Origin of the sequence: Eikenella sp. Marseille-P7795, assembly GCF_916618725.1 — a bacterium.
Classification (GTDB): Bacteria; Pseudomonadota; Gammaproteobacteria; order Burkholderiales; family Neisseriaceae; genus Eikenella; species Eikenella longinqua.
The window spans coordinates 431,176-448,652 of sequence record NZ_CAKAJZ010000001.1; the positions used below are offsets into that span (position 1 = coordinate 431,176).

General features: G+C 58.6%; 20 protein-coding genes and 1 tRNA gene. 8 read left to right on the top strand and 13 right to left on the bottom strand.

What is annotated here, in order from left to right:
• Positions 1-24 precede the first annotated feature (24 nt).
• Positions 25-912 (top strand): exonuclease domain-containing protein, encoded by an 888-nt coding sequence (locus LG371_RS02155; RefSeq protein ID WP_225747615.1) that lies wholly within the window; start codon positions 25-27, stop codon positions 910-912.
• On the opposite strand, the gene LG371_RS02160 is transcribed toward LG371_RS02155, so the two are convergent.
• The 7 genes from LG371_RS02160 to LG371_RS02190 all read right to left on the bottom strand — a co-directional run bounded on the left by LG371_RS02160 (position 909) and on the right by LG371_RS02190 (position 6,493).
• Positions 909-1,274 (bottom strand): hypothetical protein, encoded by a 366-nt coding sequence (locus LG371_RS02160; protein ID WP_225747616.1) that lies wholly within the window; start codon positions 1,272-1,274, stop codon positions 909-911. The genes LG371_RS02155 and LG371_RS02160 overlap by 4 nt on opposite strands.
• Before the next feature lie 141 nt (positions 1,275-1,415).
• Positions 1,416-1,688 (bottom strand): head-tail connector protein, encoded by a 273-nt coding sequence (locus LG371_RS02165; protein ID WP_064084338.1) that lies wholly within the window; start codon positions 1,686-1,688, stop codon positions 1,416-1,418.
• On the bottom strand, positions 1,675-1,983 hold the full coding sequence (locus LG371_RS02170) for a hypothetical protein (RefSeq protein ID WP_225747617.1): 309 nt from the start codon (positions 1,981-1,983) through the stop codon (positions 1,675-1,677). Before LG371_RS02170 ends, LG371_RS02165 begins: the two co-directional genes overlap by 14 nt.
• Positions 1,984-2,037: 54 nt before the next feature.
• Entirely contained in the window at positions 2,038-3,282 is a 1,245-nt protein-coding gene (locus LG371_RS02175; protein ID WP_225747618.1) for a phage major capsid protein, read from the bottom strand.
• 61 nt (positions 3,283-3,343) lie between these two features.
• Complete coding sequence (locus LG371_RS02180; RefSeq protein ID WP_225747619.1) at positions 3,344-4,117, bottom strand: head maturation protease, ClpP-related; 774 nt, start codon at positions 4,115-4,117, stop codon at positions 3,344-3,346.
• The gene (locus LG371_RS02185; protein ID WP_225747620.1) at positions 4,083-5,336 is read right to left on the bottom strand and encodes a phage portal protein; all 1,254 of its coding nucleotides are present in this window, start codon (positions 5,334-5,336) and stop codon (positions 4,083-4,085) included. The genes LG371_RS02180 and LG371_RS02185 overlap by 35 nt, the downstream gene beginning before the upstream one ends.
• Entirely contained in the window at positions 5,333-6,493 is a 1,161-nt protein-coding gene (locus LG371_RS02190; RefSeq protein WP_370632627.1) for a terminase TerL endonuclease subunit, read from the bottom strand. The genes LG371_RS02185 and LG371_RS02190 overlap by 4 nt, the downstream gene beginning before the upstream one ends.
• 187 nt (positions 6,494-6,680) lie before the next feature.
• Between LG371_RS02190 and LG371_RS02195 the strand changes: the two genes are divergently transcribed.
• From LG371_RS02195 to LG371_RS02205, 3 genes are all read left to right on the top strand, one after another.
• Complete coding sequence (locus LG371_RS02195; RefSeq protein WP_225747622.1) at positions 6,681-6,989, top strand: MazG-like family protein; 309 nt, start codon at positions 6,681-6,683, stop codon at positions 6,987-6,989.
• Positions 6,986-7,390: a hypothetical protein gene (locus LG371_RS02200; protein WP_225747623.1), complete on the top strand. Its 405-nt coding sequence runs from the start codon at positions 6,986-6,988 to the stop codon at positions 7,388-7,390. Before LG371_RS02195 ends, LG371_RS02200 begins: the two co-directional genes overlap by 4 nt.
• Before the next feature lie 61 nt (positions 7,391-7,451).
• The gene (locus tag LG371_RS02205; RefSeq protein WP_064088930.1) at positions 7,452-7,739 is read left to right on the top strand and encodes a hypothetical protein; all 288 of its coding nucleotides are present in this window, start codon (positions 7,452-7,454) and stop codon (positions 7,737-7,739) included.
• A 25-nt stretch (positions 7,740-7,764) separates the two neighbouring features.
• On the opposite strand, the gene LG371_RS02210 is transcribed toward LG371_RS02205, so the two are convergent.
• Positions 7,765-8,775, bottom strand: a complete 1,011-nt coding sequence (locus tag LG371_RS02210; RefSeq protein ID WP_225747624.1) for a site-specific integrase — start codon at positions 8,773-8,775, stop codon at positions 7,765-7,767.
• 217 nt (positions 8,776-8,992) lie between these two features.
• Positions 8,993-9,068: transfer RNA gene (locus LG371_RS02215), tRNA-Glu, on the bottom strand.
• A gap of 6 nt (positions 9,069-9,074) precedes the next feature.
• Between LG371_RS02215 and LG371_RS02220 the strand changes: the two genes are divergently transcribed.
• The 4 genes from LG371_RS02220 (at position 9,075) to dcd (ending at position 11,579) form a co-directional block, all read left to right on the top strand.
• Positions 9,075-9,239, top strand: a complete 165-nt coding sequence (locus LG371_RS02220) for a hypothetical protein (RefSeq protein ID WP_225747625.1) — start codon at positions 9,075-9,077, stop codon at positions 9,237-9,239.
• Positions 9,240-9,275: 36 nt separating this feature from the next.
• Positions 9,276-10,175, top strand: coding sequence for a recombination-associated protein RdgC (locus LG371_RS02225; protein ID WP_067590747.1), 900 nt, complete (start codon positions 9,276-9,278; stop codon positions 10,173-10,175).
• Between the two features lie 58 nt (positions 10,176-10,233).
• Entirely contained in the window at positions 10,234-10,902 is a 669-nt protein-coding gene (locus LG371_RS02230) for a hypothetical protein (RefSeq protein ID WP_225747626.1), read from the top strand.
• A gap of 110 nt (positions 10,903-11,012) precedes the next feature.
• Entirely contained in the window at positions 11,013-11,579 is a 567-nt protein-coding gene (gene dcd / locus LG371_RS02235; protein ID WP_225747627.1) for a dCTP deaminase, read from the top strand.
• A gap of 71 nt (positions 11,580-11,650) precedes the next feature.
• Here the strand turns inward: dcd and LG371_RS02240 are convergent, their stop codons facing one another.
• From LG371_RS02240 to LG371_RS02255, 4 genes are all read right to left on the bottom strand, one after another.
• Positions 11,651-12,127 carry an Lrp/AsnC ligand binding domain-containing protein gene (locus LG371_RS02240; RefSeq protein ID WP_156503443.1) on the bottom strand — a complete coding sequence of 159 codons (477 nt, stop codon included), beginning with the start codon at positions 12,125-12,127 and terminating at the stop codon, positions 11,651-11,653.
• Between the two features lie 89 nt (positions 12,128-12,216).
• Positions 12,217-14,322, bottom strand: a complete 2,106-nt coding sequence (gene pnp / locus LG371_RS02245) for a polyribonucleotide nucleotidyltransferase (protein WP_225747628.1) — start codon at positions 14,320-14,322, stop codon at positions 12,217-12,219.
• A gap of 545 nt (positions 14,323-14,867) precedes the next feature.
• On the bottom strand, positions 14,868-16,268 hold the full coding sequence (locus tag LG371_RS02250) for a dihydrolipoyl dehydrogenase (RefSeq protein ID WP_225747629.1): 1,401 nt from the start codon (positions 16,266-16,268) through the stop codon (positions 14,868-14,870).
• Positions 16,269-16,520: 252 nt separating this feature from the next.
• Positions 16,521-17,279, bottom strand: a complete 759-nt coding sequence (locus tag LG371_RS02255) for a glutathione peroxidase (RefSeq protein WP_067589422.1) — start codon at positions 17,277-17,279, stop codon at positions 16,521-16,523.
• Positions 17,280-17,477: the final 198 nt, after the last annotated feature.

Genomic DNA, 17,477 nt, shown 5'->3' on the forward strand with positions numbered 1-17,477 from the left:
TTGCCCAACGTTAAAGGAAAAAACATGGCCGCCCAACACCCATTAGCCCGCGAATTAGCGGCGTATGCCGAAAACGGCGTAATCCTCGACACCGAAACCACCGGGCTAGACAGCAGCGATGAAGTCATTGAAATTGCAGTCATTGATACTATCGGCAACATCCTACTGAATACCACGGTCAAGCCAAGCCGCCCCTATGGCGACGATAATGAAGCAGCGTCCGTTCACGGCATCCGCTACAGCGAACTGCTGGATGCTCCAAGCTGGCCGCAGGTTCAGGAGCAGCTAATCGATATTGCCGCCGAGCGCCCGATTTTGATTTACAACGCCGATTTCGACATCCGCTTGATGCAGCAAAGCGCCATCCTGCACGGCATCGCCCTAGCCGAATACCGCGCCGGCTGCATGATGAAGCTGTATAGCCAATGGTATGCCGCCCGGCATCGTGAAAAGCCGCGCCGCCACCGCCTGATACAGGCTGCCTCCGATTGCGGCGTGCGCGTTACCCACGCCCACCGCGCCCTAGCCGACTGCCTCACCACCTTGGGCGTATTCCGCTATATGCTAGATAACAGCAGCCACCTCACCGTCGATAACGACTACCAAGCCCGCAACCGGCGCACCAACACCAACGCCAACCCCCACGGACACCTCTACGGGCACACCGTGGTTTTCACTGGCGATTTGAGCCGGCCACGCCCCGAAATCCAGCAGATGTCCGCCGATGCCGGTTGCCGCTGCACCGCCAACGTCAGCCCGAAAACCACCATATTAGTGCTGGGCGCCACCGATTTATCCGCTGTGAAAAACGGCACCAGCAGCAAAGAGCGCCGCGCCAGGGAGTTGCAGGCAGCCGGGCATCCGATCCAAATTCTGAACGAAGCCGAATTCATGCGCCTGCTCGGCGGCTAATCGTCCGCCAGCGCGTCCATGCACTTATGATAATGGGTCGCCTCAAAATCATTGCTGGCCCGCTGCTTTTCCGCCTCCGTGGCGGCCACGGGATAAAAATGCGCTTCTCGGGCAATGGTGTTGTATAGGCTTTTATTGGTGGTATCTATCCGGTTCGGATGGTTTTTCAGCTCCTCATCCATCCAGTTCAGCGAATCGGTCAGCGCCCAATCATGTTGCCGCTGCCACATCAGCATTTTGGAAAAATAGGCCTCGCGTCGGCAAAATTGGTCGTTAAATTCAAAGCGCGCCGCCTCCCATTGTGCACGGGTTGGCGGCTGCCCGCCTGCGGCGGCAGAAAATAAGGCTAAAACCACGCCCAAACACACTGCTGCTTTCATTGTTGTTTCCTTGTTTGGTAAAGGCAGCCATCTTAGCAACACCCTAAGCGAAACACCAATTTCAGGCTACCTGAAATACCGCGAAGCATTGCTTCATCCTGTTTCAGGTAGCCTGAAATCCGTTCACACGCCGAACTGGCGGCAAAACGGTGTCCACAGCGCCTGCGCCGCGCGCAAATACACCGTGCGCTGCGCCGGATTGCCGTCGAAATCGGCCTGCACCGCCAGCAGGATGCCGGTTTGGATATCCGGCTCGGAGAGCTCGGCGGCATCGGCCTTCAGCCCGGTAAAGCGGCGGCATTCGGCGGTGGACGAGGCAATCAGGTGTTGCAGCAGCGTATCGTGCTCGTCGCCGTCGATGCGCAGGTGGGCTTTCACCAAATCAAGCAAGGCCATGTTGCAGGCTCTCCGCGTAGGCCACCGCCGCCGGGTCGGCATCCAGCTCGTCCGACTGCACCGCCAAATCCGCCGCCACTTCCACAACGTCATCCACCGCGCCAAACGTCCCGGCGCAAATCACCCGCGCCCGCACCGTGCCGCCACTGCCGAACAATCCGGCCTGCGGCGGCGGGTTGGCATCGGTCGGCTTATCAGCCACGGTTTCGCCCGCCGGAGCAGGCGGGTTTTCCGGCAGAGGGGCGGTATCGCCTTTTTCTGCCTCATCGGCTGGGGTTTCTTTGTTTTTTGCCATGATTTTATCTCCCAAAAAGAGCCAATAAAGGCGGGTTGCCCCGCCTTATCCGGTTTAGCTGGCGCTGTTTTGATACAGCTTCACTGCGCCGCCCACGTCGATCAGGTTGCCGCCTTGGCGGTTGAAGGCGATAAAGCCGATTTGCCCGCTCGTGATAAAACCCGAATCCGCCATGCGGAACAGGGTTAAATCCATCACTTCGCGGATGAAGTAGGTGGAGAAATCGCCGAAGGCTACCGATTTGGCATTGGCTTTCATCAGATCCATCGCCTGATTGATGTAAATCGGGCGGTTCAACAAGCGATCAGGCGCGCCGCCGGGGTTTCCCTGCTCATAACCCGGCACAAAAATCGGGCGTCCGTCGCTGTCTTTCAGTTTGCGCAGCTCTTTCAGCGTGGCATCGTGCATCATAAAGCCCACAGCGCCGCCGTTGCGGTAGGCCGGGTCGACCGAATGCTCCAAATCCACCAAGTCATCGTAAGTGATGCTGCTGGCTTGGCCGGTTTTGCCTGCTTTGCCCACGGTAGCGGCAGTAATCAGCCCTTTGGGCTGGCCGGTGCCGGTGCCCACCGTGAAATGCTTGTCGGTGATGCGGCCGATGCGGCGTGCCAGCAGCGCCTGAATATACGCCTCAATGTCGAACATACTGTCCTGAATCAGCTCGAAGGGCAGGGCAATCTTTTTGGAAGAGTATTTGTACACATCGATGCTGATTTGCCCGAAGGTGGTATCTGCCGCGCCAACCGCCGCATTTTGCCCCACGATTTCGCCTTCCTCGCTGGTGGCGTCGGCGGTGGGGAACAGCATTTGCGCACCGGTGCTGGTTTGCAGGATGCGCGCCACCGAGCGGATACCGCCGCTCTGCTTCATCGCTTCGGTCAGTTGGCGGTAGTATTCGGTGGCTACGGTGTAGCCGCCTTCGCTGCCGGTGCTGGTGGACATGGCGCCCTGAATATCCGGGTTGCGGCGGGCACTGTGCGCCTGCAGTTGTTCGGCAGTCAGCGCCTGCAAGCCGCCGGTGAGGTAGGCACGCAGGGCGTGGTTGTCGCCGGCTTGGCGGCTGTTGTCCAGCGTGAAGCGGTTGCGGTCTTCATCGCTCACCCCCGCGCCGATGGCGTTCATGGCATCGTGGTGGCGCTTGATTTCGGCATCGATTTGGGCGATGTCGGCCATTGCCTGGTCGTATTTCGCCTGGCAGTCGGCCGTCCACTCCGGGGTTTTGTCTTTGTCCACCAAGTTTTGCAACAGGGCGGCAGCTTGGTCGCGCTTGGCGCGCAGGGCTTGAATGTGTTGAGACATTACATTTCCTTTTCAAAAAATAGTGCCGCAGCTGCGGCGGGGTTACTTCGCTAAAAATATTTCAGGCAGCACCACCGCCCAAAATAGCCACCTGCGCCGCCCGTGCCAAAGCGGCGCGGTCGGGCTGCGGTTCGGGTTCGGCCGGCGGCTCGCCCTTAGCGGCTGGGGCCGGCGGGTTGTCGGCGGCAGGTGCGGCAGGGGCGTTTTGGTAGGCGGACAAATCCCAGCGATTTTGCGCCGCATTGCCTTCCGCCACGCGGTCGGCAAAGCCTTTCGCCACCGCCTCGTCGGCATCCAGCCACGTTTCCGCCGCCATCATTTCGGCCAGTTCGTCCTCGGGCAGCCCGGTGCGGTCGTGGTAGGTTTTCGCCAGCGTGCCGTCCACCTTATCCAGCAGGTCGGCTTCCTTGCGCAGCTCGTCGCCGTTGCCCCACGCCATCGACCAAGCCTTGTGAATCATGAAAAACGCGCCTTGCGCCATCTCGATTTCATCCCCCGCCATCGCCACAAACGAAGCGGCGGAGGCGGCCAGCCCGTCCACATACACAATCACCTTGGCCGAATGCTGGCGCAGCGCGGTTTCCATCGCCCGCCCGGCAAACACCGAGCCGCCGGGCGAATTGATGCGCAGGTGGATGGTGTCGGCCTCCAGTCCGGCCAGTTGCTTCACAAACGATTGCGCCGATACGCCGCCGTACCATTCCGCCTCCTCATCGGTGGCTACGATGGCATCGTAGAGATACACCGTGGCTTCTTTGCCGTCGGCGGCGGCCTTGATTTCAAACTGCCCCCGGCCGCGGTTACGCGCCAGCAGCCGCATCAGGTTCTGCTTCATCTTGATTTCCTCTAAAAAGCACATCGCCGCCCTCCAAGGGCGGCAGGTTTTCCGCACGGCGCACCTCGTTTACCGTCATCCAGCCCGGCTCGCCGGCGCGCCCCAAGGCAATGCGGTAGGATTCGTTGCGGCTTTTCAAATCGCCGCGCTCAATACCCTTGGTGTTAAATTCGCAAAACAGGCCGTTGCCCACATTGCACTTACGGTTGATTTCCTGCTCAAACTTCACCAAATGCCGCTGCATGGTGTATTTCACAAAGCCCAGCGACATTTGCTCAATCCCGCTGCCCCACGATGTGGTTTTTTCCGTCATGCCGATCATGTGCGGCGGCACGCCGAAAATCTGCGCGATTTCGTGCGCCTGCAGTTTGCGCGTTTCCAGCAGCTGGGCATCCACGGCGGTCATGGTGATCTGCTTCAAATCCATGCCGCCGGTGAGGATAACCGGGGCGCCGCTGTTGGAAACGCCGTTGTAGCGCGCCCGCCATTGCTGGCGTACCAAGTCGATTTGCTCGCCACCCAGTTTCGTGCCGGCCGGCGACTGCAACACCAAATCCGGCCGCATCCCGTCGCCCAGAAACGCCCCGGCCTGATTGCCCGCGTCGGTGGCGATGTTCACCGGCTGGCGCAGCACATAGCTGATTTGGCTCATGCCGCGCTTGCCGTCAAAACCCAAACCGGGAACGTGCAGCACGTCATCTTGGTCGTACACCAGAATCTGCCCGTCATCGTTGTACAGATACAGCAGCTGGCCGTCTTGCTTGCGCACCTCTACTGTGAGCGGGTGCAGCGGTGTGAGCCCGACAATGCGGTTGCTGTACAAGCTGGCGCGGTCGATGCGGAAAAATGCGTCGCCGTGCAGCAGCAGCGATTGCATGGCGAATTCCCAGCCCAACGCCGCCGTCCAGCGGGTCTGCATTTGCTCGTTCAAAATGCGCCACAAATCATTGCGCACCCGCTCGCGCCCGTTGTCGGTGTGGCGGTACAGGTGCAGCGGCATGGAGGCCAGCGCGCCGGAGAGCAAGCCCACGCAGGCATACACCGTGCCTTGCGAGAGCGCCGCCGTTTCCGACAAGGGCTTGCCGTAGCCTGCCGCGCCGCCGGTGAGCCAGGCATAAGCCGGCGTGCCGGGCACGATGCCGGAGGCTGGAGCCGGGTTGGCACCCGCCGCCTGCGGTTCGGCCTTTTGGCTGCCTGAAAACCATTTAAAAAGTCTCATAGTGTGATAATCCCCGGGCTGTCCATGCCCAATTTCGGGTCTTGCATGATGTTCACCGCGCAAAACAACGCAATCACCGGGTCGATTTTCGCCACCCCGGCGGCCTGTTTGGTGATGTACACCGCATTGCCCCGCAGTTCGGCCTTGGCATTGGCAATACTCCACGCCAACAGCGGCTGCCCGCCGTGAAACAGCCGCCCCTCGCCCAGCTTCTGTTCGGCCATTTTGATGTCGTTGGTAAGCTGGTAGCCCTGTTTTACCCCGGTGGCATCGCTATCCACGAAACCGTGCCGGTTGAGCGCATCCAAAATCACGCTGTTGCGCGCCGGGTCGATGCCGATGCCGCCGAGCAGCCCGCAATCGCGTACTTCGGCAATCAGCGCGGCCATTTGCTCGTATTCTTGGCCGAATTCGTCCACAATCTGCAAATCGCCCTGCCGCTCGAAATCAAGCAAAAGCGGCGCAATCTGCTTGCGCCGCTCCAATACCACCCGGTTCACCCATGCCCGGCTCCAAACCAGCCAGCTTTCCGGGTCGGCCTTCAGCCGCCCCAACAGCACGAACCCCAACAGGTCGTCCATGCCGCCGCCGTCGATACCGGCTGTTACCACATCGCAATTTGCCAGCAGGTAGGGCAGCCCGGCCATTTCCGGCCGCGCCTGCCGTTCCCAGAAATCGGCGCCCACCCAGCGGTCGTTGCGCAGGTTCAGCCCGATTTCCACATTTAGGTGTTTGGCGTAAAACTCGGCTATCGCCTCGCCGCCCTTGGCTTCCGCCTTCTGTTTCAACGTCAGCAGGGTGCGAACATCCACGCTGGCCCCAAGGTTCGGGTTGGTGATGTGGAAATTGTCCGGGTTTTCATAAGCCTTGCTGTCCAGCATGGCACGCGGAAATTCGTACAACACCGGCAGGTAATTGGGGTTCACCACCTTGCCGTCGCGCACGTCGCGCGCCAAATCCAGCTCCGCCTTAAACACCCCGGCCGGCGGCTCGGTGGATTGGGTCGAGAGCTTGATTACAAAGCTGTCGATGCGCGACAACAAGCCGCCGGTGGCTTCGGTGATGATGGATTCGGCGTTGGCTACCTTGCCGAACAAGTGCAGCTCGTCAATCAAAATCCCCGTCGCCTTCGAACCGCCCACGGTTTTATCATCCACCGCCACCACTTTCAGCGTGGCGCGGGTTAGAACCCATTCCCCACCCCGACACCGAGCGCCTAGACTGGCTGGCCGCACAAGATGATATCGATATCACGCTTGGCAACACCGTCCAACTAAAACCCTGCCTGCGGGCGCATATCGATGCCGCCATGCAGGAGCAGGCAGCAGAAGCAAAGGAATAATCATGACCCAAACATTTACCCAAATCCGAGAATGGGCAGAAGCCCGCAACCTTATCGCAGGCAGCGACAGTTTCCGACAGCTGGCCAAGCTCGTAGAAGAGACCGGCGAACTGGCCGCCGATATTTCCCGTGGCCGCCCGCGCCGCCGTATCGCTGACAGCATCGGCGATTGCGTAGTCGTGCTGACTATCCTGGCGGCACAGAACGGCTTGCAGATAGAAGATTGCATTGCCCAAGCCTATGACGAAATCAAAGAGCGCAAGGGCGTGATGAAAGATGGCGTGTTTGTGAAAGAGGAGGATGCACAATGACCCCCGAAAGAATCGAACAAGAGCGCGAATCTTTTGAGGCGTGGATGGTTGAACTATATCCAACCAACCCACAAACGGAACGAGTAGGCGACGAATACAGCCGCCTCGGCACGCAGTATAAATGGGAAGGTTGGCAAGCCCGAGCTATACAATCCGAATGGATAAGCGTGGAGGACAGCCTGCCTGAAGATGATCCAAACTTAATGTCTAAAGGCTCATTGGGCACCAATCAAAGATATTTTATTTATCCCAATCCGCTATCAAAATTTAGTCCAGTTGTTCCGGCCGTTATGATTGCCTACCGATGTTTAGACCAGGAAACGGGAGAATATGTTTGGGGGGACTCCATGATGTACCCCATCCTTATCTGTCCAAAACATTACTCACTGGCAACCAATTAAATCGCCAGCACCACCCCCACAGACCAGATCACATCCCGCGCGGCAGAACTAGAGGCAGAAAATGAACGAGATTAAAACCATCCTATCAATGGTGCAGGAGCTGCATAATAATCAGCAGCGCGGCAGGCTGGCCGGTCTCACCGAAGATTCGGCTATCCTGATCGATACTGCCGACATCGCCGAAATGATGAATTACTCTTACAGCCACACCTACAACAAAATCGTCTGCCGCCCCGATTTTCCAGCGCCGGTTGACCCCGAAAAACGCCAGCGCGGCAGCGGCAAAAAAAACCGCCGTTGGATAGCCGGCGACGTGGTGAAATACATCAAATCATGCAGACAGCAATAAACAAGCGGCCAATCGGCCGCTTTCCTTATTCCAGCTTATCCGCCAAATCCTCCACCGTGGGCGCGTAGTAGGTATTGAGCAAAATCCGCAAATCACGGTGCCCCGAAATCTTAGCGAGCTCCATCGGCGAATATATCTTGGCCAGCCGCGTCAATGCCTCACGCCGCGCATCATGAAAATGCAGGTTTTCCAGCAAGCTGCGCCGCTTGAGCTTGCGAAACAGCGCATCCAGCGAGCCGCTGGTGATATTAAACACAAAAGCATTTTCACGCACCGTTTCCATTTGCCGCAAAATTGCCATTGCCTTGCTGCTTAACGGCACATTGCGCGGATGGCCGTTTTTGGTAAGCGGGATATGCACATAGCGGCGATCATAAAACACACAATCCCACGTCAGCATCACAATTTCCCCCGCCCGCATCGCCGTTTCCAGTGCGAAATAAAACGCCGCCGCTGCCCGCTGCGTACGCGCGCTCGGTACGCAGTCAGGCGTATAACCGCCCGCAAACGCCACCGCCGCCGCATCCTCATCCGTTACCCGCTGCGTGCGAGCCAACCCATCTGCAGGCTTGTCCAGCCGCTGCATAAAGTTTTCAGGTAGCCAGCGCCATTGCTTAGACGCCACCGTCAACACATTAGACAGCAGCACCCACTCCCGCCGCAGCGTGGCCGTGCTCACCTCTTTTTTCCGCTCATCCGCCCAAGCCTGAAACTGCAGCTCCGACAAATGCGGCAGCCGCACCTCCGCCAACGGCGTGCGCAGCACGCGGTTGATGATATTAGTCTCATTGCGCCAGCCGTGCTTGTGCACCGACACCTCGTTTTTATACCGCTCCAACACCTCCGAAAACGGCACATTCGGCGCACCACCAAAGCGCAGCGTGCGCCACTCATTCTCGATTTTCGCCGCCCAAGCCTCCGCCTCCGCCTTGCGCGGGAACGAAGCCGAGCGGTTTAGAGCTGGTAGCCCATCCCGAGCCACCCGCCGCACCTGCGCCAACCACATACCGTTAGATTTTTTGCGGATAGATGCCATTGTTTTTATCTCCGAGCCGTTGCAACGCCGTTGCAAATTGCGTTGCAAATCCGTTGCAATTATAGGCATAAACAGAGCAAAACAGAAGCAAAAAAGCACAAATAAGAGGCAAAGTAAGAGTAGGCTATGAATAGCCGGAAATTGAAATATAAGATTGAATTATAAAGATGAAATGAAATTAGCCTGCACCTTTTTCAGGTTGCAGGCTAATAGAAACTGGCACGCCCACGGGGATTCGAACCCCGGTTGCCGCCGTGAAAGGGCAGTGTCCTAGGCCTCTAGACGATGGGCGCATTCGTATGAGAGGCGCGCATTATACTGATGCGCGGCAGGCTGTCAAGCGCGGCGGCTTGGGGCGCTTGCGCTTAAACTTGCACGGCGGCTGGCGCTTTCAGGTAGCCTGTGGCGGCAACGGGTGGCGCGGGCGGGGCGAAAACGGCAAACGGACGGGATTGGCGGTATAATGCCGCGCTTTGAAACAAACGGAAGCAGCAAGCAAAATGTGGTTTAAACAAGTCAGCTTTTACCCCCTGAATAAAGACAAACTGCCGGATGCGGAAACCCTGTCTGCCAAGCTGGAGGAGGCCGCGTTTGCGCCGCCGCAGGGCTTGGACTGGTTTGGCGAGGGCTTTGCGCCGCCGCAGGTTTTTTCGCCGGAATGGGTGTTTCCCGCCGATTTCACTTGGGGCGTGGCGCTAAAAAAATCGGAAAAGGTGCTGCCGGCCAGCGTGATCCGCGAGATTTTGGAAGAGAAAGTGGCCGAAATCCAGGAAGCGGAGGCGCGCACGGTGGGGCGCAAGGAAAAGCAGGAACTGAAAGAGCAGATTACCGACGACCTGCTGCCCCGCGCCTTTACCCGCAGCAGCAAAACCGAAGCCGTGTGCGACACGCGCAGCGGCTTCCTGTTGGTCAACCAAGCTTCCGCCACCCGCGCGGAAAACCTGCTGGCCAAGCTGCGCGAGGCTTTGGGCGGGCTAGAGGCCAAGCTGCCAAACACCAAGCAGTCGCCCTCTTCGCTGATGACCGAATGGCTGCTGCAAGGCGCGTGCGGCGGCGGCTTCGAGCTGGACGATATGTGCGAACTCAAGGGCGCGGGCGACGCGGCGCCCACGGTGCGCGTGTCGAAGCAGGATTTGACTGCCGAAGAAGTGGTACAGCACGTGAAAAACGGCAAAACGGTTACCCAGCTTGGCCTGGTGTGGCGCGAGCAGATTGCCTTTGTGCTCACTCAGGATTTCACGCTCAAGCGCATTCAGTATTTGGATGTGTTGCAGGAAGAGGCGGAAAGCCACGGCGATGATGCGCCCAGCCTGGCTTTCGCTTCGCAGGTGCTGATGGCCGAGGGCTTGTCGGCGCTGTTGCAGGAGCTGGTGGCGCTGCTGGGCGGCTGGCAGGATTGAGTTTTCAGGTAGCCTGCTGCCTAAAGGCTACCTGAAAAATATCAGCCAAAAGGAAAGTATGATGACGCAACAAGAATACGCGGAATATCTGTTCAAACTCTTAGGCGAAGAGCCCCAACCCCCCGACCAATACGGCGGCTGGGAAGATTTCTTCTACGGCCTGTTCCAAAGCTTCATGCCCGGCGGAGAAGGCGTGGCTGCCGTGTTCGAACCGCTGGAACGCGGGCAGGAACTGCTGGCGCGTATTCTGCCCGTGTATCAAAGCACTTCCGAGCGCAACTCGGCAATCCTCGAAAGCGGCTATGCCCCCGGCTATTTCTGCCCGCCCGCGCAAAGTGAGACCGAAGCGCAAAAAACCGGCGAGAAGCTGTTGGCCGGCCTGCAAGAATTTGCCCGCTTTGCCGAAGACGAAGCATTGCTGGCCGCACTCGCCGCCGTTAAAGAAATACACTTCGGCGAGCCCGACGACGAATACAACGAAACGGCAGAGCTGCTTGGCGAAGCGTTTGACGAATGGCGGATTGGCAACACCGACCACGACAGCCCCGCACAAGTGCTGGCCGAAGCCTATTATTCGGTAAACTGCGACTACTATCTCGCCGCCTACCTGCAATACCCGCTATTCCGCAACAAGCCCAAGAGCGATTTCCTGCGCCCCTATTTTGATTTGTGGCAGCAGGGCTACGGCTTTGCCTTAGACAAAGACTGCCTGTATCTCACCCGATAAACATCAGTAAAGGCTACCTGAAAACCCAACCAGCAATTTTTAGCTGCGCAGAAACTCGCGAAGCTCGTTTTCAGGTAGCCTCCAAGCCACCCCCAACCTAGGACAACACCATGAGCATCAAATCCGACCGCTGGATCCGCCGCATGGCCGAAGAGCACGGCATGATCGAGCCCTTCGAGCCCGGCCAAATCAAAGAGCAAGACGGCCGCCGCATCATCTCCTACGGCACATCGAGCTACGGCTACGACATCCGCTGCGCCAACGAATTCAAAATCTTCACCAACATCAACAGCACCATCGTCGACCCGAAAAACTTCGACCCGAAAAACTTCGTTACCGTGGAAGACGACTGCTGCATCATCCCGCCCAACTCCTTCGCCCTGGCGCGCACGGTGGAATACTTCCGCATCCCGCGCAACGTGCTCACCGTGTGCCTGGGCAAATCCACCTACGCCCGCTGCGGCATCATCGTAAACGTTACCCCCTTCGAGCCGGAGTGGGAAGGCTACGTTACGCTGGAATTTTCCAACACCACGCCGCTGCCCGCCAAAATCTACGCCGGCGAAGGTGTAGCGCAAGTCCTCTTCTTCGAGAGCGACGAAGTGTGCGAAACGTCCTACAAAGACCGCAAAGGCAAATACATGGGGCAAACTGGCGTTACCCTGCCCAAGACATAAGCCGCCGCCACGATAAAGGCTACCTGAAAACCATTTTTCAGGTAGCCTTTTGCTTCGATACGGCTCAGTTTCTACTCTTCCCAATCCTCCAGCGCCAGCGGGCCGTTTTCCTTCACTTCCTCCATCACCACATAGCTACGGCTTTCCACCGCCGAGGGCAGTTGCAGCAGGATTTTGCCGAGCATGTCGCGGTAGGCGGACATGTCTTGCAGGCGCACTTTGATCAGGTAGTCGTATTCGCCCGACACAAGGTGGCATTCGAGAATCTGTGGAATCTGCTGCACTTCGCGGCGGAATTCTTCAAAAATATCGCCGGATTTGGAATGCAGCTTGATTTCCACAAACACCAAAAGGCCGTAGCCGAGCCGGGCGGGATTGAGGCGGGCGTGGTAGCCGGTGATGTGGCCGTCGCGTTCCAGCCGGCGCACGCGTTCGGTAACGGGCGTGGCGGAGAGGCCGACGCGCTCGGCCAGCTCGGTCATGCTCAGGCGGGCGTTTTCCTGCAAAAGCTTGAGGATGCGGTAGTCGATGCTGTCGGCTTCTTTCAGTTGTCGGTTGGGCATGGACGTCTCCTATGATTGGAAAGGCTATCTGAAAACGGTGCAGCGGTTTTCAGGTAGCCTTGATTGTTGCGCGCTTATTGCTCGCGGATTTGGTCGAGCAGGGCTTTCATGGAGAGGCGCACGCGGCCGCGGTCGTCTACTTCCAGCGCTTTCACGCGCACGTTTTGGCCGACTTTGAGGTAGTCGTGCACGTCTTTCACGCGCTCGTGGGCAATCTGGCTGATGTGCACCAGGCCGTCTTTGCCAGGCATCACGGATACGATGGCGCCCACGTTGTTGTCCAAAATCTTAATCACCACGCCGTTGTACACCTGGCCCACTTCCACTTCGGCGGTGATTTCTTCGATGCGCTTGCGGGCAGCTTCTACGGATTCCACATTCACGGCGGCGATGGTGATGGTGCCGTCGTCTTCGATGTTGATTTCGGTGCCGGTTTCGGCGGTGAGGGCGCGGATGGTTTCGCCGCCTTTGCCGATTACGTCGCGGATTTTGTCTTGGTTAATCTTCATGGTGAAGAGGCGCGGGGCGTGCTGCGAGAGCTCCTGCGGGCCGGCCACGGCGGTTTGCATCTGCTGGAGGATGTGCAGGCGGGCTTCTTTGGCCTGCGCCAGGGCAATCTGCATGATTTCTTTGGTGATGCCTTGGATTTTGATGTCCATTTGCAGGGCGGTAACGCCTTCGGTGGTGCCGGCCACTTTGAAATCCATGTCGCCGAGGTGGTCTTCGTCGCCCAGAATATCGGTAAGCACGGCGAATTTGTTGCCTTCCAAAATCAGGCCCATGGCGATGCCGGCCACGTGGGCTTTCAGCGGCACGCCGGCGGAGAGCAGGCTCAGGCAGCCGCCGCACACGGAGGCCATGGAGGAAGAGCCGTTGGACTCGGTGATTTCAGACACCACGCGCATGGTGTAGCTGAAATCTTCGGGCGCGGGCAGCACAGCCAGCAGGGCGCGTTTGGCCAGGCGGCCGTGGCCGATTTCGCGGCGTTTGGGCGCGCCCATGCGGCCGACTTCGCCGGTGGAATAGGGCGGGAAGTTGTAGTGCAGCATGAAGCGGTCGGTGTATTCGCCGCTCAGGGCGTCGATGATTTGCTCGTCGCGCTGGGTGCCGAGGGTGGCCACGGCCAGGGATTGGGTTTCGCCGCGGGTGAAGAGGGCGGAGCCGTGGGTGCGCGGCAGCACGCCGGTTTGGATGTTGATGGGGCGCACGGTGCGGGTGTCGCGGCCGTCGATGCGCGGCTGGCCGGCCAGAATCTGGCCGCGTACCACGTCGGCTTCCAAATGCTTGAAAATGCCTTTGATTTCGTTGGCGGCCAGGGTGTCGGTGTCTTCCGTGATCAGGGCTTCTTTCACGGCGGCCCAGGCTTCGTCCAGCTTGGCGCTGCGGGCTTGTTTCTGGCGGATTTTGAAGGCTTCCTGAATGGTGGCGCCGGCGATTTCGCGCACTTTGGCCACCAGTTCGGCGTTGGTTTCGGGCGCCTGCCAATCCCACACTTCGGGGTTCACTTCGTCGGCCAGTTCGTTGATGGCGCGGATCACGGCCTGCATTTCATCGTGGCCGTATACCACTGCGCCGAGCATCACGTCTTCGGGCAGAATCTGCGCTTCGGATTCCACCATCAGCACGGCCTGCGCGGTACCAGCCACCACCAAATCCAGCTGCGAACGGGAAAGCTGGGTTTTGGTGGGGTTCAGTACGTATTGGCCGTCCACATAGCCCACGCGCGCGGCGCCGATGGGGCCGGCAAAGGGCACGCCGCTCAACACCAGCGCGGCAGAAGCGCCGATCATGGCGGGGATGTCGCTGTCAATTTCAGGATCGCAAGACACAACCATGGCCACGATTTGGATGTCGTGGTAGAAGCCTTCGGGGAAGAGCGGGCGGATGGGGCGGTCGATCAGGCGGCTGGTGAGGATTTCTTTTTCGCTCTGTTTGCCTTCGCGCTTAAAGAAGCCGCCGGGGATTTTGCCTGCGGCGTAGGTGCGCTCCAGATAATCCACGGTGAGCGGGAAGAAATCCTGCCCGGCTTTCACTTCTTTATTGGCGGTAACGGCCACCAGCACCACGGTTTCGCCCATGGACACTTTCACTGCGGCGGCGGCCTGGCGGGCGATTTCGCCGGTTTCGATGGAAACGGTGTGCTGGCCGTATTGGAAGGTTTTCACGTGTTTGTTAAACATAAATATTCCTTTAAAACAGAAGCCGCTGCCGCTAAAACACTAAGCATGCACCCGCCGCGCAAGCGCATGGTTAGGGTTTCAGACAGGCAGGGCCGGATGGGAAAATAAACAATCGGCTCAGGCTACCTGAAAAAACCAAAGGCAGCCCGAAACCGGCGCGCATTCTAACACGCCGCCGGGCGGATTGCACCGTATAAACAAGATAATCCGTTTTTCAGGTAGCCTCTGCGCCTGCCTGAGGCTACCTGAAAATAGCTGCGGGCTAGGCGCCTTGCTGAAACGTGGTTTTATGGGTTTGATCAAACAATAAATCCCGATATTTTCAGGTAGCCTGCATAGAGCGAAGCAGGCTACCTGAAAAATATCCCCAAGCAAAACGCGCTTGCTCCCATGCAAACCCAAGGCGCGTAAAAACGGCAAACGGATTGAATCCGCTTGCCGTTTGTTTTCGCTTTGCTGAAGCTCAGCTCCGGCGGTGTCAAAACATCGCTTTAGCTTCGCAGAAACTCCACTTTGCTTCGCAAAACGTCGTTTTCAGGTAGCCTTTAGGCGGCCAGCTTGGCAGCCACGTCGCGCAGGGCGGTGCGCAGGCCTTCTTCGATCACGGGGTGGTAGAAGGGCATATCCAGCATCTGAGGGATGGTCATCTGCTGCTGGTGTGCCCAGGCGAGCAGGTGGGCGATGTGCTCCAGCGCGGGGCCCACGCCTTCGGCGCCGAGGAAGCGGCCGGTGGCGCGGTCGGCATACACGCGCAGGCTGCCTTGGTTCACCAGCATCACGCGGCTGCGGCCCTGATTGCGGAAGGATACTTGGCCGGTGAGCAGGTTGTCGCCGTATTCTTTCTCCAGCTGGCTGAAGCGGGCGCCCACGCTGATGATTTGCGGATTGGAAAACACCACGCCGATCAGGCTGCGGCGCAGGCCGGGGCGAACGTCGGGATAGCGGCCGGCATTTTCGCCGGCGATTTTGCCCTGGTCGGCGGCTTCGTGCAGCAGGGGGATTTGGTTGGAGGCGTCGCCGGCGATGAAGATGTGCGGGATGCTGGTTTGCATGGTGCGCGGGTTGGCCACGGGCACGCCGCGTGCGTCTTTTTCGATATTGAGGTTTTCCAGCCCGATGTTGTCCACATTGGGGCGGCGGCCGATGGCGGCGAGCAGGTAATCGGCGGTGAATACGCCGCTTTCGCCGTCTTGCATCCAAGCCACTTCCACCTGGCCTTGATCATTCAGGCGGGTTTCGGTGTGGGCGTTGAGGTGCAGCGGGATTTCCTGGCCGAAGATTTCCCGGGCGTCTTCCAGCACCACGGGGTCGGAAATGCCGCCGATGAGGCCGCCCAGGCCGAACATTTCCACGCGTACGCCGAGGCGGGCAAGCGCCTGGCCGAGCTCCAAACCGATCACGCCGGAGCCGAACACGGCCACGCTTTCGGGCAGGGTGTCCCAAGCGAACACGTCGTCGTTGATGATGAGCTTGTCGCCCAAGGCCTGCCATTGCGGCAGCACGACGGGACGCGAGCCGGTGGCAATCACGATGCGGCCGGCGCGGATTTGGGTGTGGTCGTCGATTTGCACGGTGTGCTCGTCGATGAATTTGGCTTCGCCCATGATACGGCGCTCGGCGGGCCAGGCTTCCACGTCTTCCATCACGAAGCCGACGAAGCGGTCTCGCTCGGATTTCACGCGAGCCATCACTTCTTCGCCATTTACGGTGATGCTGGATTGGTCCAGATGCACGCCGAAGGGGGCGGTGTGCAGGGCGTGGTGGCGGGCTTCGGCGGCGGCAATCAGGAGCTTGGAGGGCATGCAGCCGACGCGGGCGCAGGTGGTGCCGAAAACGTGGCTTTCGATGAGGTATACATTTTCTGTGTAGAGGCTGGCGTTGCGGAAGGCGCCCATGCCGGCGGTGCCGCCGCCAATCACGACGACGTCTGCGGTGAGGTGTTTCATGTCTGCTTTCCTTGTGGGGTAAGTGGCGGAAGACCTTTCAGGTAGCCTGTATGGCGGGTATGGTTGCTCCAAATTAAGATGATACGGCGTTGGTTTGCCTTGTTTCGTTCTTAATTCGGCACACCTATCCTGATAAAGAGGCTACCTGAAAATCCGGATGCAGGCTACCTGAAAGGCCTTTGGGAAAAGAGCCGCCCTCCTCGGGCGGCTCGCTGTGCTATCGGTTTAGTTTGGCAACTGGATAGCGGGAACTTAGGCGTGTTTGGCCAAGTAGGCGTCGAGATCTTCGCTGCCGCCGATGTATTTGCCGCCGATGAACACTTGCGGGGCGGTTACTTTGCCGGTGATGGCGCGCACGGATACGATGCTGGCGTCTTTGCCCAACACGATTTCTTCAAAGGCCAGGCCTTTTTCTTTCAATGCGGCTTTGGCTTTGGCGCAGTATTGGCAGCCGGGCTTGGTGAAGATGGCGATGGATTCTTGCGGTTTCCAGTTCGGAGCCACGAATTTCAGCATGGTGTCGGCGTCGGACACTTCAAAAGGGTCGCCTTCTTTAATCGGCTCAACGAAGGCTTCCACGATTTTGCCGTCGTCCACCAGCATGGAGTAGCGCCAAGAGCGCGGGCCGAAGCCGATGGCTTCTTCGTTTACCACCATGCCCATGCCGCGGGTGAATTCGGCATTGCCGTCGGGGATCATGGTGATGTTGTGGGATTCTTCGTCGGCAGCCCAGGCATTCATCACGAAGGTGTCGTTTACGGATACGCACAGGATGTCGTCGATGCCGTTTTCTTTGAAAGCGTCGGCCAGCTCGTTGTAGCGCGGCAGGTGGCTGGAAGAGCAGGTGGGGGTGAAGGCGCCGGGCAGGGCGAACACCACTACTTTTTTGCCTTTAAACAGCTCGTCGGTGGTTACGTCTTTCCAAGAATCGGCCACACGGGTGTGGAAGGTTACGTTCGGTACTTGCTGGCCGACCAGTTGGTCGCGGGTTTTGATGTTGATAGAAGACATATCGGACTCCTTAAAAGTGGGTAATGCGTGATGGGGAAATAAATATTTCTCGTTGGAATGCTAGCTATATCAGCAGCCGGCATTGTAGCCGCCGGCCGGCGATTTGCATAATTTATAGTTCAAATGGCGCGAATTGATTTGCGCTATACATTTGTTTGGCAAATATAAATCCGCAGCAGCGCTTCTTTCAGCGGGCAA